The organism is Cognatazoarcus halotolerans (assembly GCF_009800965.1).
In the GTDB taxonomy this organism is placed as follows: Bacteria; Pseudomonadota; Gammaproteobacteria; order Burkholderiales; family Rhodocyclaceae; genus Cognatazoarcus; species Cognatazoarcus halotolerans.
Window position 1 is genome coordinate 11,826 of sequence record NZ_WUAF01000019.1, and the last position, 13,754, is coordinate 25,579.

Annotated in this window: 17 protein-coding genes; 4 read left to right on the plus strand and 13 right to left on the minus strand. The window is 65.8% G+C overall.

Going from position 1 to position 13,754, the window contains the following annotated elements; all coding sequences use genetic code 11:
• Positions 1 to 39: 39 nt before the first annotated feature.
• The 5 genes from GQB03_RS18770 to GQB03_RS18790 all read right to left on the minus strand — a co-directional run bounded on the left by GQB03_RS18770 (position 40) and on the right by GQB03_RS18790 (position 2,513).
• On the minus strand, positions 40 to 918 hold the full coding sequence (locus GQB03_RS18770; protein WP_159692626.1) for a spermine/spermidine synthase domain-containing protein: 879 nt from the start codon (positions 916 to 918) through the stop codon (positions 40 to 42).
• A gap of 104 nt (positions 919 to 1,022) precedes the next feature.
• Positions 1,023 to 1,346, minus strand: coding sequence for a hypothetical protein (locus GQB03_RS18775; RefSeq protein WP_159692628.1), 324 nt, complete (start codon positions 1,344 to 1,346; stop codon positions 1,023 to 1,025).
• A 48-nt stretch (positions 1,347 to 1,394) separates the two neighbouring features.
• Entirely contained in the window at positions 1,395 to 1,673 is a 279-nt protein-coding gene (locus GQB03_RS18780; protein ID WP_159692630.1) for a hypothetical protein, read from the minus strand.
• Positions 1,674 to 1,795: 122 nt separating this feature from the next.
• A complete protein-coding gene (locus tag GQB03_RS18785; RefSeq protein WP_159692632.1) occupies positions 1,796 to 2,218 on the minus strand; it encodes a hypothetical protein in 423 nt (140 codons plus the stop codon).
• 61 nt (positions 2,219 to 2,279) lie between these two features.
• On the minus strand, positions 2,280 to 2,513 hold the full coding sequence (locus GQB03_RS18790) for a hypothetical protein (protein ID WP_159692634.1): 234 nt from the start codon (positions 2,511 to 2,513) through the stop codon (positions 2,280 to 2,282).
• Positions 2,514 to 2,687: 174 nt separating this feature from the next.
• On the opposite strand from GQB03_RS18790, the gene GQB03_RS18795 reads away from it, so the two are divergent.
• On the plus strand, positions 2,688 to 3,089 hold the full coding sequence (locus tag GQB03_RS18795) for a carboxymuconolactone decarboxylase family protein (RefSeq protein WP_159692636.1): 402 nt from the start codon (positions 2,688 to 2,690) through the stop codon (positions 3,087 to 3,089).
• Here the strand turns inward: GQB03_RS18795 and GQB03_RS18800 are convergent, their stop codons facing one another.
• Entirely contained in the window at positions 3,090 to 3,740 is a 651-nt protein-coding gene (locus GQB03_RS18800; protein WP_159692638.1) for a class I SAM-dependent DNA methyltransferase, read from the minus strand.
• Positions 3,741 to 3,762: 22 nt separating this feature from the next.
• Positions 3,763 to 5,271 (minus strand): protein adenylyltransferase SelO, encoded by a 1,509-nt coding sequence (locus tag GQB03_RS18805; protein WP_159692640.1) that lies wholly within the window; start codon positions 5,269 to 5,271, stop codon positions 3,763 to 3,765.
• Positions 5,272 to 5,456: 185 nt separating this feature from the next.
• Between GQB03_RS18805 and GQB03_RS18810 the strand changes: the two genes are divergently transcribed.
• Together GQB03_RS18810 and GQB03_RS18815 are read left to right on the plus strand one after the other, a co-directional pair.
• Entirely contained in the window at positions 5,457 to 5,933 is a 477-nt protein-coding gene (locus tag GQB03_RS18810; protein ID WP_159692642.1) for a tellurite resistance TerB family protein, read from the plus strand.
• Between the two features lie 147 nt (positions 5,934 to 6,080).
• On the plus strand, positions 6,081 to 6,980 hold the full coding sequence (locus GQB03_RS18815) for an LOG family protein (protein ID WP_159692644.1): 900 nt from the start codon (positions 6,081 to 6,083) through the stop codon (positions 6,978 to 6,980).
• Positions 6,981 to 6,983: 3 nt separating this feature from the next.
• On the opposite strand, the gene GQB03_RS18820 is transcribed toward GQB03_RS18815, so the two are convergent.
• The 3 genes from GQB03_RS18820 to GQB03_RS18830 form a co-directional block, all read right to left on the minus strand.
• On the minus strand, positions 6,984 to 8,318 hold the full coding sequence (locus tag GQB03_RS18820) for a DUF2254 domain-containing protein (protein WP_159692646.1): 1,335 nt from the start codon (positions 8,316 to 8,318) through the stop codon (positions 6,984 to 6,986).
• Between the two features lie 93 nt (positions 8,319 to 8,411).
• Positions 8,412 to 9,263, minus strand: coding sequence for an S-formylglutathione hydrolase (fghA, locus tag GQB03_RS18825; RefSeq protein WP_159692648.1), 852 nt, complete (start codon positions 9,261 to 9,263; stop codon positions 8,412 to 8,414).
• Between the two features lie 8 nt (positions 9,264 to 9,271).
• Positions 9,272 to 10,390, minus strand: a complete 1,119-nt coding sequence (locus tag GQB03_RS18830) for an S-(hydroxymethyl)glutathione dehydrogenase/class III alcohol dehydrogenase (protein WP_159692650.1) — start codon at positions 10,388 to 10,390, stop codon at positions 9,272 to 9,274.
• A gap of 137 nt (positions 10,391 to 10,527) precedes the next feature.
• Between GQB03_RS18830 and GQB03_RS18835 the strand changes: the two genes are divergently transcribed.
• The gene (locus GQB03_RS18835) at positions 10,528 to 11,439 is read left to right on the plus strand and encodes a LysR substrate-binding domain-containing protein (RefSeq protein WP_159692652.1); all 912 of its coding nucleotides are present in this window, start codon (positions 10,528 to 10,530) and stop codon (positions 11,437 to 11,439) included.
• A gap of 77 nt (positions 11,440 to 11,516) precedes the next feature.
• Here the strand turns inward: GQB03_RS18835 and GQB03_RS18840 are convergent, their stop codons facing one another.
• The 3 genes from GQB03_RS18840 to GQB03_RS18850 form a co-directional block, all read right to left on the minus strand.
• Positions 11,517 to 12,041, minus strand: a complete 525-nt coding sequence (locus GQB03_RS18840; protein WP_159692654.1) for a BON domain-containing protein — start codon at positions 12,039 to 12,041, stop codon at positions 11,517 to 11,519.
• 37 nt (positions 12,042 to 12,078) lie between these two features.
• Positions 12,079 to 12,252 (minus strand): DUF1328 domain-containing protein, encoded by a 174-nt coding sequence (locus GQB03_RS18845; RefSeq protein ID WP_159692656.1) that lies wholly within the window; start codon positions 12,250 to 12,252, stop codon positions 12,079 to 12,081.
• A 191-nt stretch (positions 12,253 to 12,443) separates the two neighbouring features.
• Complete coding sequence (locus GQB03_RS18850; RefSeq protein ID WP_159692658.1) at positions 12,444 to 13,739, minus strand: acetyl-CoA hydrolase/transferase family protein; 1,296 nt, start codon at positions 13,737 to 13,739, stop codon at positions 12,444 to 12,446.
• Positions 13,740 to 13,754: the final 15 nt, after the last annotated feature.

Genomic DNA, 13,754 nt, shown 5'->3' on the forward strand with positions numbered 1-13,754 from the left:
GTGTAAGGCCGTTGCGTGGTGTCCGCGCAGCGATGTGTGCTAGCCGCCGCGCAGCGCCTCGCGCCTCGCCAGCCCGAGCTTGTCGGAACGTTCGAGCTTGTCGACGAAGGACGGAAAGTCCAGCCCGTAGCGTTCGGAGAGCTGGCGCGCGATATTTCGCAGCCGTCGCCAGTCCGGCGAAAAGGCGGGATTGCGGAAGGCAAGCAGCACATGGTTGCCATCCTCGGGAACCGACATCACGATCACCCGATCGTCGAATGCGGTCATTGCCGCACCGATGAAGCCGGCGTAGCTGCTGCGATCGCCTGCCAGGTTGACCACCAGCACGCCGCCGCCGGAGAGTCTCGCGACGACGTCCTCGAAGAATGCGTGGCCGGCGAGTTCGGGGGCGAGGCCGGTCCGGTCGAATGCATCGACCAGCAGGACGTCGATGCGGTCGCGACAGATGGCGAGATAGTCCACCCCATCCCCTTGGCGGATCTCCTGTCGATCACCGTCCGGCGGTATCGCGAAGGCTTCGCGCAGCGCGATCACGTCAGGGTCGAGTTCGACCGCCACCAATCGGGTGTGGGTGAGGTGATGGCGGCAGAACTTGAGCAAGGAGCCACCGCCGAGGCCGAGCAGGACGATGTGTTGCGGTCTCGGGACGAACAGCAGGAACAGCATCATCTTCTGCGTGTAGCGCAGATCGAGTTCGTTCGGCCGGCGCTTGAGCATCGCGCTTTGGGTGAGTCGCATGCTGAAGTGCAGGTAGCGCCGCTCGCCATCGTCGAGGACGAAAGGTTTGCGGTAGTGCCCGGCGGCGATCGCGTCGGCGAGTGCCGGGATGTCAGCCCAGGGCGGTTCGAGCAGGAGCAGATGCCCCGGCGCCGTCTCGAAAGGGCTTGGAATCTCTAGCAGCGGCGGGTTCCGGGGCATGTGGGCAGGGTGGCACGGGACGCATCGATTCTAGCGCCTCGTCAGCCGCCTGCGGCGCCTGCCGGTTCATGGGGCGCCCACACGGGACGCCCGGGCCGCCAGGGTCAGGAGAAAGCCGTGTGGCTGCGCCCGATGAGCCTGCGGGCGGTTCTCGACAGCAGACCCCAACCTGAAGCGACGAGCTCCAGCATGACGGCGTTGCGCATGGCACGGCCTTCGCGCATGTACTGCGCGGTGTCGATGCCGCCACGGACCGGGTATGCCGGCGTGGCTTCGGGTTGTGCGTCGCGCGGCTCGATCGAGGGCTTGAGGTGGGTGGCGAAGTTCCACAACGCGGCACTTCGCATCCTGCGGCCCTGCTCGAGATACTCGACGAGATCGGTCGTGTCGACCTGTCTATCTGCAGAAGGGGTGAAGTGGGTGTTCATTTCATTCATTCCGTATTCGGACGGCGGTTGGCCGTCTGCAACGGTGAGCTAATCCGTCGGGTGGGAGGTGTGCCGGGTGACGTTGCACATGAAACGACCCAGATCGAAACAGTCGGCAAGGCGGCCGGCAATCGACGGCTCGTCCTGGCGGGGCGCGGTCTCACCGCTCCGAACCGATGATCTGCCCGTGATCCGTGCGATTGCCTGGGATGCGAGTACCAGACCGTAGTCGTAGTAGTCGACCTGGTCGTCCATGGTGCTCTGCGGGCGGGTGCTGCTCTTGATCATCTGGTCCTGCTCCGAAGTGGTGCATTTCTTCAATTCCATGCCCTTTGTTGGGGCATGTGGCTCGAAGCGGACTCTAGACGCCTGGATCGGCGCCGACAAACGAGGATTTTTGTTTTACGAATTAGAAAATCTAATTCGATAGAGGCACGGTTTCGCCCGATTCAAGCCGCCAGCCACATGCCGATCAGGCCGAGAATCAGTACCGCGTGCGGAAAGGCGACGGTGGGCCGCAAGGCGCTGCGGGCGTATTCGGCAAGCAGGCCCGCCGTTCCGGGGCGTGCCGCAGCCCATTCGCTGTGCAGCTGGCAGGCGGAGGCGCCTTCACCGCCCTCGCGGATCAATGCCTCGATGCGCAGGATGCGCTCCGACAGACGGTTCTGGAAGGTCCGGAAGATTGCTTCCTGCGCCCACAGAACCGCGATCAGCAATGCCATGAAGTGTGCAAAATTACCACTCACGAACGCGATCGCGGCAAGGACGACCGCCAGCAACTTGATCCACAACAGGCCGCGCTCGTACTGCTCGTGGTTGTGCTGCAGGGTGGACCATTCCAGTTCGATCGCGGACGTGGCGTGTGAAGACATGGCTTGGGGGCTGCCGATTGGCGGACTGCGAGGATAACCGATCGGTGTGGCGGCCAGCCAGCTAGAAGCGCGTTGCATACATGTGAACGACAAGCTTCGTTTCCAGGGCCTCGCCGGCGCTTGTCCCGGGATGAGCTGCCGTGGCGCAGTGAGCGGCGTTCGGGCCGGCGGGCATGAAGAAATGCTGGGGGACGGCCATCGCGTCCAGTGCGCCCGAGAACTCGCCCGAACTGGCGCCGATCGGGAGCAGCAGCGCGGCCGAGCAGAGGCTTGCGACAAGAATGCTGGGTTTCATCGAGGGCTCCTTGATTCATTTTGCATGGTCGCAGTATGGCGCCTGTGCCGCGATGGCCGCTGTCGGGCGCGGCTCAAATTCGTGTAGGCGCAGTCCTACGCGTCGTTCGATCGGCGCTCGCCCGGGCTGGGCGACAGGGCGATAATGGCCCTTCACTACAGACAGGGGAACGCCATGGCCACCGTGCCGCCAAGCACCGAGGATGATCCGCGGGTCAAAGCCGTGTTCGACGATATCCGTGCGACCCGCAATACGGATTTCATCAACAACATGTGGCGCTATCTCGCCTTCGATCCGGCCCTGCTCGAGGCGACCTGGCGAGAGGTCAAGGCGGTCATGGCAACGCCGTCGAGCCTGGACCCGCTGACCAAGGAGATGCTCTATCTCGCGGTGTCGATCGCCAACAGCTGTACTTATTGCGTGCATTCGCACACGGCGGCCGCCGTCGCAAAGGGCATGAGTGCGGCGCAGCACGCCGAGGTACTCGCAATCGTCGGTCTCGCCGCCAAGACGAACCACCTCGCCACCGCGCTGCAGGTGCCGGTGGATGCGGCCTTCGAGCGCGGTGGCGCGTGATTATCGCGGCGGTCGCTCGCATTTGCGCCACACCGTCGCCAGCCACGGCTGCTGCGCCCGCGGCAGGCCGGTCGGGCGGTAGTAGTGGCGGATTTCCTCGAAGCCGGCCGCGGTGACGCAGGCTCGCCAGGTTTCCAGCGTGTAGAAACAGCCATAGCGCTGGCCGTTGAAGCCTTCCTGGTCGGCGCCGCGCGGATTCGAGGCGAACAGCACACCGCGTGGTTTGAGGGTCGCGTGGAGGGCGCCGAGCACCTTGCCGATTGCCTCGCGTGGCGCATGGAACAGGCTGGCGTTGGCAAACACGCCGTCGAAACGCGCCGCCGGCAACTGCAGCGCGATGAAGTTTTGGTGAAGCACTTCGCAGCCGGTCTCCCGTCGCGCCATGTCGACGAATGCCGCCGATCCGTCGAGCCCGACCGGCTGGTGGCCGCGTTCGACGAAGCGTGCGAGATCGCGCCCCGGTCCGCAGCCCAGATCGAGGATGCTGTACGGCGCCTCGCCCTCGATCGCGTCGAGCAGCGCGTCGATGTTCTGGCTGACGTCGTGGTCGCGGGTGCCTTCGCGGTAAGACTCGGCGTTGGCCTCGTAGTGGCCGATGGTCGGGGTGGTCAGCGCGAAGAGTCCGTCTTCGCGTGGGGGTGAGGTATTCATCCGATCGTTTCCGTCGACAGGTTCAGCTCGAGCAGCTCACTTCCAGTCCTTCCGCCCAGTCGGGCGGCGGCGCCGCGAAGCGCTGATGACCGGGTTGTTCGTCAAAGGGCTTCTTCAGGCACTGATGGACCGCGTGCAGTTCGCTGTAGTCTCCCTGCCGGGCGGCGCGGATCGCGGTCTCGGCGATCCAGTTGCGCAGCACGTATTTGGGGTTGACCGCGTTCATCGCGCGCTGACGCTCGGCGTCGGCGGGCGCGCCGCTGTGCAGGCGGGCGCGCCATTCGGCGAGCCAGGCGTCGCAGGCAGCGCGGTCGATGAGGAGGTCGCGTACGGGGGCATCGTCGGTGGGGGTTCGTGGCGCCGCGGGCAGCACGCCGAGATTGCGGAAGAACAGGGTGTAATCGGTGTGGTTCGCATCGAGCAGGCCGTAGAGCCGGCTGATGAGCACGTCGTCATCCTCGCGTGCGTCACCGAGACCGAGCTTGGCGCACATCAACTCGACGAAGTCGCGGTTGTAGACCTCGGCGTAGTTGCGGTCGATGGCCTCCCGCATTGCCGCCTCGTCACCGATCAGCGGCATCAGCGCGTGGCCGAGGGCGTGCAGGTTCCAGTGCGCCACGTGGGGCTGGTTACGGTAGCTGTAGCGGCCGCCCCGGTCAGTGTGGTTGCAGATGTGGCCGGCGTCGAAGGCGTCCATGAAGCCGAACGGGCCGTAGTCGAGGGTCAGCCCGAGGATCGACATGTTGTCGGTGTTCATGACCCCGTGCATGAAGCCGACCGCCTGCCAGCGCGCGGTCATCGCGGCGGTGCGGCGGCTCACCTCGGCGAGCATCGCGGCGGCCGGGTTGGCGGCGTCCCGGGCTTCGGGATAGAAGCGCTCGATCACGTAGTCGGCCAGCATGCGCAGTTCGTTCTCGCGCTGGTTGGCGGCCCAGTGCTCGAAAGAGCCGAAGCGCACGAAGCTCGGGGCGAGGCGCGCGCACACGGCCGCGGTTTCGCGTTCTTCGCGCTGTACCGGGTGGCTGGAGCCGACGATGGCCAGTGCCCGCGTGGTGGGGATGCCGAGCGCCGCCATCGCCTCGGAGCACAGGAATTCGCGGATCGATGAGCGCAGCACCGCGCGACCGTCTCCCATGCGCGAGTAGGGCGTGCGCCCGGCGCCCTTGAGCTGGATCTCCCACGGGCCACTGGCTGTCCGTACCTCGCCGAGCAGATGGGCGCGGCCGTCGCCGAGCTGGCCAGCCCAGTGGCCGAACTGGTGCCCGGAATACACCGCCGAGAGGATTTCGCTGCCGGGCAGCGTGCTGTTGCCGGCGAGCGCATCGACGAACTCCGGGCGGTCCAGCTCGCCCGCGTGGAGACCGAGCAGGGCGGCGGCCTCATCGCTGGCGATGACGAGGTGGGGATCGGGCAGGCCCCATGGCGCGAGTCGCGTATGAAATTCTTGCGGCAGGCGGGCAAAGCTGTTGTCGAAGGGCAGGGTTTCGAGGCGGTGCGGCCGGTCGGCCTGCCGTGCTTGGGAGTCGGTCATCTAAGCATTCCGTTGGGGTGGTGGAGCGCGCTCGGACGGCGCCTTTGTCTGCATTGACCATACCGCGTCATCTCGGTGCCCGAAAGTCCGTCATGGATCGGTGCGGGAACTGCTTTGGCCAGAACGGATACTATTTCATCTGGCGGCTGATTCTGGCCGTCTTGCATTTCCGGAGCCAGAAATCCATGATTCGCAGCCTTCAGCGCTTTTTCGATGCCTTTGTCGAGCCCGCTTCATCGGGCGGACAGGCCGACGGTGAGCACGCGGTTCAGGTCGCGACGGCGGCCTTGATCGTCGAGATGATGCGCATCGACGATGCGGTTTCGTCCGCCGAGCTCGAGGTCGCGGCGCGGGTGCTGCGCGAGCGATTCTCGCTCGATCAGGCCGAGACCGAGGCGCTGCTCGACGTCGCCGGCGAGCAGATGCGCGATGCGGTGGGCTACCATGACTTCACCTCGCGGCTCAACAAGGCGTTGACGCCGGCGCAGCGGGCCAAGGTGGTCGAGTACATGTGGCAGGTCGCCTTCGCCGACGGCAAGCTCGACGCGAACGAGAATCACCTGATGCGCAGGATTGGCGATCTGCTGTATGTGAGTCACGGCGACTACGTGGCTGCCAAGACCCGTGCCCGCGCAGCAGTGGCTGGCGGCTCATCTTCCTGAAATTGCGCAGTGCTTCCCGGCCGGAATCGCCGCTTGCGCATATGCTTGCGCCGATCCACGGATTTTCCCGCCCTGGTGTTTCGTAGCGGGATGCCCGATCAGCCTGCCGCCGCACGGCAGACCGAATAATTTCGAGAACACGATTCGATGACTCCCAAAAGCGATCTCAAGGCACGTAATTTCCCCTCCGCCCACGAAGAAGCCGTCGCGGTGCGTCCGGTGGCCCGTTACGAGGGACCCGAGAGTTCCTACCGGATGGCGTTTACCGACACCGAATTCCTGCTCCGAGAGGAGCTGCGCCCGGTGCGCATGCAACTCGAGCTCATGAAGCCGGAGCTGGTACAGCAGGACCAGAAGGTCGATTCCACCATCGTGCTGTTCGGTAGTGCCCGGCTCAAGCCGCGCGAGCAGGCGCAGGCACTGCTCGACGAAGCCGTGGCCGGCGGCGATGCGGCCGCGATTCGCCGTGCCAGGCGCCAGGTCGAGATGTCGCACTACTACGACGAGGCGCGCAAGCTCGGCGAGATCGTCGCCCGCGATGCCGACGCCCTGGGCGAGCCGGTGGTGCTGGTCACCGGCGGCGGGCCGGGCATCATGGAGGCCGGCAACCGGGGTGCCTTCGAGGCCGGCGGACGCAGCATGGGCATGAACATCGTGCTGCCCTTCGAGCAGGCCCCCAACCCCTACATCACGCCGGAGTTGTGCTTCCAGTTCCACTACTTTGCGATTCGCAAGATGCACTTCCTGATGCGGGCGGTGGCGCTGGTGAGCTTCCCGGGTGGTTTCGGGACGCTCGACGAGCTCTTCGAGGCGCTCACCCTCACGCAGACCAGCAAGATCCGGCGCCGTCCGATCCTGCTCTTCGGCAAGGAGTTCTGGTCGCGGCTGATCGATTTCGACGTGCTGGTCGAGGACGGCATGATCAACCCCGAAGACGTCAACATCTTCAAGTACGTCGAGACGGCCGAGGAAGCCTGGCAGGAGATCAAGCGCGCCTACGCCGAGGACGAGCCCAATACCACCGCCCGACAGACCCGGGGCGGCTGAGCGTCAGCGCCGGGCGGCGCTCCCCAGGGCGGTGATGAGCGCGAGGTAGCGGCGCTGGGCGTCGTTGCGGTCGTCCGCTTCGGGCAGGCCGCCTTCGGCGCTGTGCATGATCATGCGGGCGTGGCGTCGCAGTGCTTCACGATCGTCGAGGCGCGCGGTGAGGGGTTCGATTTCACCGAGCACCTCGAGCAGGCGGATGGTCACCGGTACGCTGCCGCGTGCGCACTGGCGGATCAGGTTGAAGGCCGCGTCGAGCGCCTCCGGAAAGCCTACGGCCGTTGCGATGAGCCGCGGCTTTCCATCCGCGTCGGTGTGTAGCGCTGGCGGTATGGCACGCTGCGCGAGCCGCGCGAGCGCAGAGCCGAGCCGGTCGATGCAGGTGATCGCGGTGAAGGGATCGTTGATGCCCGGCGACAATGCGCGCGCGGCGATCTCCACCAGTTGGTCGATGGCGAATTCGACGTCCTGGGTGGCGGTGCGCTGGGTGCCGAAGACGAGGCATCCGCGCAGCGCCTCGGCGGCGCCCTCGTCGAGCTTGTCGGCCGGCCACACCGACAACAGCAAGGCACCGCGCAGGGCATAGTCGCCGGGGCGCCGCTCGACCCTCACCAGCACGTCGACTTCACTCGCCGCGGCCACCAGCGCGTCAGTGTCGACGCCCTGCAGATAGTCGTCGCAGTTCGAGCAGATCCTGCCCGGCGCCTTGTCGAGATGAAATGCGGGGGCGGCTTCGATGGCATCGGCGGAAGCGTTCGCATGGTCGATCGGATCGGGATAGAGCGCATCCATCAGCGCACACAACTCGGCATAGATGACATCGATCAGCGTGTCGGCCTGGATGTGGGTGGCGACATGATGGATGTAGAAGATCAGCATCGCGATGCTGGCGATGGCGAGTAGCACCCCGAGGCTGACCGCGACATGCGGGACGAAGGTGGCCTGGGGGTCGTGCTGGATGGTACGCAGCACCAGCAGGCAATACAGGAAGGTGGCCAGAAAGGCGCCGAGCGCGGCCTGGTTGACCCGGTCGCGGATGAAATTGCGCAACATGCGCGGGCCGAACTGCGAGGATGCCAGCGACAGCGCCACCAGGGTGATCGAGAACACCACGCCGGCGATGGTCACCATCGAACCGGCGATGGTCGACAACACCTGGCTGGCCCCCTGGCTGTCGCCGAGGTAGCCCCAGCTCACCGGCTCTGCGCCGGCGCCGCCGAGCCGGCTGTCGACGCCGACCGCGGACCATGCCAGCGCCGCGGCGGCGATCAGCATCAGCGAGGGGACGAACCAGTAGCTGGTGCGCAGGCGATCCCAGTAGTACCGCAGTCGCAGTTTCATCCGCTGTCTCCCCGGCGCAGCATCATGCAATCGCGATGATTGCCTGTCGGCCGCGCCGGTGCAAGCGTGCGCCCGTGTGCGGGCCCGCGGCCGTCAGCGCGGATAGAGCGCGCCGGCGTGGTGACGAAGATGCTCCTCGATGAAGCTGGCGATGAAATAGTAGCTGTGGTCGTAGCCGGGTTGCATGCGCAGGGTGAGCGGATGGCCAGCTGCCGCGCAGGCCGCCTCGAGTGTCTGCGGCTTGAGCTGCTCGGTGAGGAAACCGTCCTGCTCGCCCTGGTCCACCAGCAGCGGCAGGCGTTCGGTGGCGGTGGCGACGAGCAGGCTCGCATCCCATTCGGCCCACTTGTGGCGGTCTTCGCCGAGGTAACGCGAAAAGGCCTTCTGTCCCCACGGGCAGTCGCTCGGGTGGCAGATCGGCGAGAAGGCCGACACCGCGCGGTAGCGGCCGGGGTTGCGCAGCGCGCACACCAGCGCGCCGTGTCCGCCCATCGAATGGCCGCTGATGCTGCGTAGCGTGCTGACCGGGAAATGTGCTTCCACCAGCGCCGGAAGCTCTTCGACCACGTAGTCGTACATGCGGTAGTGGCGGTTCCACGGCGCCTGCGTGGCGTTCACGTAGAAGCCCGCGCCGTGGCCGAAGTCCCAGCCGCCATCCGGGTCGCCCGGTACATCGGCGCCGCGTGGCGACGTGTCCGGGGCGACGATGGCGATACCGAGTTCGGCGGCGGCCCGCTGCGCGCCCGACTTCTGCATGAAGTTCTCGTCGGTGCAGGTGAGCCCCGACAGCCAGTACAGCACCGGTACCGGCTTCGACGCCGCCTGTGGGGGCAGGTAAATCGCAAAGACCGTCTCGGCGTTGAGCGAGGCCGAGCGGTGGCGGTAGCGCTTGTGCCAGCCGCCGAAGCTCTTGTTGCTGGCGACGAGTTCGAGCGAGGGGTCCATTGGCGGCCTCACTTATCGTAGTGGATGACGCTGCGGATGCTCTTGCCTTCGTGCATCAGCTCGAAGGCGTGGTTGATGTCGGCCAGGCCCATGGTGTGGGTGATGAAGGTGTCGAGCGGGATCTCGCCGCGCTGGGCACGCTCCACGTAGCCCGGCAATTCGGAGCGGCCGCGCACGCCGCCGAAGGCCGAGCCGCGCCACACCCGGCCGGTGACCAACTGGAAGGGACGGGTGGAGATCTCTTCGCCGGCGCCGGCGACGCCGATGATCACCGACTCGCCCCAGCCCTTGTGGCAGCACTCCAGCGCCGAGCGCATCACCTTGACGTTGCCGATGCACTCGAAGGAGTAATCGACGCCGCCGTCGGTGAGATCGACGATGACCTCCTGGATCGGTTTGTCGTAGTCCAGCGGGTTGATGCAGTCGGTGGCGCCGAGCTGCCGGGCGATCTCGAATTTCGACGGATTCACGTCGACCCCGATGATGCGTGAGGCCTTGCTCATCACCGCCCCGATGATCGCCGACAGACCGATCCCGCCGAGGCCGAACACGGCCACCGTCGCCCCTGCCTCGACCTTGGCGGTATTCATCACCGCGCCGATGCCGGTGGTGACGCCGCAGCCCAGCAGGCAGACCTTCTCGAGCGGCGCGTCCTTGCTGATCTTCGCTACCGAGATTTCGGGCAACACGGTGTATTCGGAGAAGGTCGAGGTGCCCATGTAATGGAAGATCGGCTTGCCGTCCTTGCTGAAGCGCGTTGTGCCGTCCGGCATCAGGCCCTTGCCCTGGGTGGCGCGGATCGCCTGGCAGAGGTTGGTCTTGCCCGACAGGCAGAACTTGCACTTGCCGCATTCCGGCGTATAGAGCGGGATCACGTGGTCGCCCACCGCAACCGAGGTCACGCCCTCGCCGACGGCCTCGACAATGCCACCACCCTCGTGGCCGAGGATCGCCGGGAAGATGCCTTCCGGGTCGGCGCCGGACAGGGTGAACGCGTCGGTGTGACAGACCCCGGTGGCGACGATGCGCACCAGCACTTCGCCGGCTCTGGGCGGGGCGACCTCGACTTCGGTGATTTCGAGCGGCTGGCCAGCAGCCCAGGCAACGGCGGCGCGGGATTTGATCATGGTGATCTCCATGTGAGTGGGGGCGGCAACGTCCATCTCGGACGCATCGGTGCATGGAGTGTAGTCAACTCGCTGCTGGAGGATAATCCGTGCATGGAAAAAACATTGTTGCAGTGTGGCAATAATGGGAGGCACTCATGGACCGCAGTGAGCGTTGGTTGGGCATCGAAGCCTTCGTGGCGGTTGCCGAGTGTGGCGGTTTTTCGGCGGCCGCCGAACGCCTCGGTGTCTCTTCATCGCATGTCAGCCGACAGGTGGCTGCACTCGAGGAGCGCCTGCAGACCCGGCTCTTCTACCGCAGCACGCGCCAGGTCGCGCTGACCGAGATCGGCAACACCTTTCTGCAGCATTGCCGGCAGCTGCAGGATGGTCACGACGAGGCCTTGCGCGTGGTGCAGGACATGGGCGGCGTGCCCAAGGGCCTGCTCAGGATGACTTGCGCGGTGGCCTATGGCGAACGCTTCATCGTGCCGCTGGTGAACGACTTTCTGGAGGCCCATCCGCAGGTGCGTCTCGAGATGGAGCTGACGAACTACACCCGCGACATCCTGCAGGACGGCTTTGACCTTGCCATCCGTCTGGGCCGGCTGGCGGACTCGCGCCTGGTCGGCACGCGCATCGCGCCGCGGGTGATGTACCTGTGTGCGGCGCCGGCCTATTTAGAGCGACACGGTGCGCCCCACAGTCTGTCGGAACTCGCCCATCACGACTGCCTGATCGGCACCGCCGACAGCTGGATCTTCGAAGCGGGCGGGCGCGAACAGCAACTGCGGGTGCAGGGCCGCTGGCGCTGCAACAGCGGCCAGGCGGTGCTCGATGCGGCGCTGCGCGGTTTCGGCATCTGCCAGCTGCCCGACTACTACGTGCTCGAACACCTCGCCAGCGGTGCCCTGCGCGCGCTGTTGCCGAACCATCAGCCGCCGAACACCGCGGTGTGGGCGGTCTATCCGCAGCGTCGTCATCTGGCACCCAAGGTGCAGATGCTGGTGGCGCACCTGAAGGCCGGGCTGGCTGCGCGCGGCGAATACGCCAGCACGCTCGTCGAGTGATCCCGCTGCATGGCAAGACGCCCCCGCGCGGCCGGTGGGTCCGGCCAAGCGGGGGCGTCGGGTGTGCGGGCTCGGCGTCAGTTCTTGAGGGCGAGCTTGTTATGGACGCTCTTCACGCCATTGACGTCGGCGGCGATAGCCTCTGCGTGAGTGCGCGCGGCTTCGGTGGCGGCCAGGCCGCTCAGCGTAACCTCGCCGCCGACGGTGTCCACGTTGATCTCGAGGGCCTTGAGGTCGTCGGCGGCGACCAGCTTGGCCTTCACTGCGGCGGTGATGGTGGCGTCATCGATCGCCTGGCCAGCCTGCTCCATCTTGGCACCGACCGCGTCCCCGACCTTGTCGGCTTTGTCGCTCACCGCGTCACCGATCTTCGCAGCCTTGTCGCCGACCGTATCGCCCATCTGCTCGGCCTTGTGCTGAGCGGTATCGGCGGCATCCTTCATGGCGTCCTTCGCTTCATCCATCTTCTGCTGCGATTCCGCGATGGCCTTGTCTACATGCTCGCCGACGGTCTTGTCGGAGGGCTCGCTGTCGCAGGCGGCGAGCAGCAGGCTGGCGGCGGAAAGGGTGGCGAGGGCGAGGGTCTTGTATCGTTTGCTCATTGTGGTGTTCCTTCTTGGAAGTTGTCGGGAAACGGGATCAGGTGATGCTCTTGAAGACGGTGAGGCCGAGGATCAGGAAGACCACGAACAGCAGCACCGCGATGAAGAACAGCACCTTGGCGATCGCGGCTGTTCCGGCCGCGATCCCGGTAAAACCGAAGATGCCGGCGAGTATCGAGATCACGAAGAAGATCAGTGCCCATTTGAGCATGGCTGCCTCCGTCTGTTGATTGAACGTTCATGCCGGATAGATCCGACATCCATGGTTCAACTTTAGCGGGGCGCCTCGAGAGGCTCTGTCGGACAGGCCTGTTTGGCGTGTAGGACGACAGGAGGTGCCGCAGTCGGACGACGGCGGCTGCAGCGCGGGCGCCGCCGGGTGTGGCGGCGCCCGCGCGTGGTTCACATCACCCTTATCTGCCGCGCGGCGGCGCGCAATTCGCCGCGGAAGTCAGGGTGAGCGATCGCGATCAGAGCCTCGCAGCGCTCCCTGGCTGTCTTGCCGCGCAGCTGGGCGACGCCGTATTCGGTGACCACGTAGTTGATGTCGTTCTTGCTGGTGGTGATGTGGGTGCCGGGGTTGAGGCTCGGCACAATGCGCGAAATGGTGTCGCCCTTCGCCGTCGAGGGCAGCACGATGAAGGCCTTGCCGTCGCGCGAGCGATTGGCCGCGCGCACGAAGTCCACCTGGCCGCCGGTGCCCGAATAGGGCGTCGCCCCCAGGCTTTCGGAGCCGCATTGTCCGAGCAGGTCGATCTGCAGCGTTGCATTGATGGCCACCAGCTTGTCGTTCCTGGCGGCGAGGTAAGGATCGTTGGTGAAGTCCACCGGATGCATCTCGAGCGCCGGATTGCGATCCATGAAGCTGTATAGGCGGCGGGAACCGAGTGCGAAGGTCGCGACCGTCTTGCCAGGCAGGTAGGTCTTGCGGCGGTTGGTGACCGCGCCGGATTCGATCAGGGTGAGGATGCCGTCGCCGATCATCTCGGTGTGGATGCCCAGATCGTGCTTGTGCTTGAGCTGCATGACGACCGCGTCGGGGATGCCGCCGTAGCCGATCTGCAGGGTCGAGCCGTCCTCGATCAGGTCGGCGACGTACTTGCCGATCGCTTCCTGTACCGGTCCGATGGTCGGCAGCCCGACCTCGAGCAGCGGCTCGTCCGATTCGACCAGCGCGCTGACCTGCGAGATGTGTACCCGGCAGTCGCCAAAGGCATTCGGCACGTTGGGGTTCACTTCGAGCACCACCGCGCGGGCGCGACGGATCGCCGCCATGGTGTAGTCGGGGGCGAGGGACAAGGCGAAGTAGCCGTGCTCGTCCATCGGCGAGGCCATCGAAAAGACCACGTCAGCCGGCGTGAGCCCGCGGTCGATGAGCATCGGCAGTTCGGAGAAATAGGCGGGCAGGAAGTCGATCCAGCCAGCCTGGCCACCGGGGCGCGAGGGGCCGCCGAAGAAATAGGCACTGTGGCGGATGTTGCCGACGGTTTCGGGATTGAAATAGTCGTACTTGCGCAGCGGAAGGATCTGGCTCACCACCACACCCGAGAGCGCCGGGCCACGCGCCGACAGGGCGGTCAGCAAGGCCGGCGGTTCGCCGACGCCGGTTGGTACGATCACGGTGTCTCCGTCGCGCACCAGGGCGGCCGCGTCGGCAGGGTTCATGCGTTTGTCCTGATATTCCCGGTCGAAGTTCATAGTCTCCCCTTTTAG

Bases quoted from the DNA above. Each gene is read 5' to 3' on its own strand.
- GQB03_RS18770 (WP_159692626.1), bottom strand. From the start codon at position 918: ATGCCCCGGAACCCGCCGCTGCTAGAGATTCCAAGCCCTTTCGAGACG.
- GQB03_RS18775 (WP_159692628.1), bottom strand. From the start codon at position 1,346: ATGAACACCCACTTCACCCCTTCTGCAGATAGACAGGTCGACACGACC.
- GQB03_RS18780 (WP_159692630.1), bottom strand. From the start codon at position 1,673: ATGGAATTGAAGAAATGCACCACTTCGGAGCAGGACCAGATGATCAAG.
- GQB03_RS18785 (WP_159692632.1), bottom strand. From the start codon at position 2,218: ATGTCTTCACACGCCACGTCCGCGATCGAACTGGAATGGTCCACCCTG.
- GQB03_RS18790 (WP_159692634.1), bottom strand. From the start codon at position 2,513: ATGAAACCCAGCATTCTTGTCGCAAGCCTCTGCTCGGCCGCGCTGCTG.
- GQB03_RS18795 (WP_159692636.1), top strand. From the start codon at position 2,688: ATGGCCACCGTGCCGCCAAGCACCGAGGATGATCCGCGGGTCAAAGCC.
- GQB03_RS18800 (WP_159692638.1), bottom strand. From the start codon at position 3,740: ATGAATACCTCACCCCCACGCGAAGACGGACTCTTCGCGCTGACCACC.
- GQB03_RS18805 (WP_159692640.1), bottom strand. From the start codon at position 5,271: ATGACCGACTCCCAAGCACGGCAGGCCGACCGGCCGCACCGCCTCGAA.
- GQB03_RS18810 (WP_159692642.1), top strand. From the start codon at position 5,457: ATGATTCGCAGCCTTCAGCGCTTTTTCGATGCCTTTGTCGAGCCCGCT.
- GQB03_RS18815 (WP_159692644.1), top strand. From the start codon at position 6,081: ATGACTCCCAAAAGCGATCTCAAGGCACGTAATTTCCCCTCCGCCCAC.
- GQB03_RS18820 (WP_159692646.1), bottom strand. From the start codon at position 8,318: ATGAAACTGCGACTGCGGTACTACTGGGATCGCCTGCGCACCAGCTAC.
- fghA (WP_159692648.1), bottom strand. From the start codon at position 9,263: ATGGACCCCTCGCTCGAACTCGTCGCCAGCAACAAGAGCTTCGGCGGC.
- GQB03_RS18830 (WP_159692650.1), bottom strand. From the start codon at position 10,390: ATGATCAAATCCCGCGCCGCCGTTGCCTGGGCTGCTGGCCAGCCGCTC.
- GQB03_RS18835 (WP_159692652.1), top strand. From the start codon at position 10,528: ATGGACCGCAGTGAGCGTTGGTTGGGCATCGAAGCCTTCGTGGCGGTT.
- GQB03_RS18840 (WP_159692654.1), bottom strand. From the start codon at position 12,041: ATGAGCAAACGATACAAGACCCTCGCCCTCGCCACCCTTTCCGCCGCC.
- GQB03_RS18845 (WP_159692656.1), bottom strand. From the start codon at position 12,252: ATGCTCAAATGGGCACTGATCTTCTTCGTGATCTCGATACTCGCCGGC.
- GQB03_RS18850 (WP_159692658.1), bottom strand. From the start codon at position 13,739: ATGAACTTCGACCGGGAATATCAGGACAAACGCATGAACCCTGCCGAC.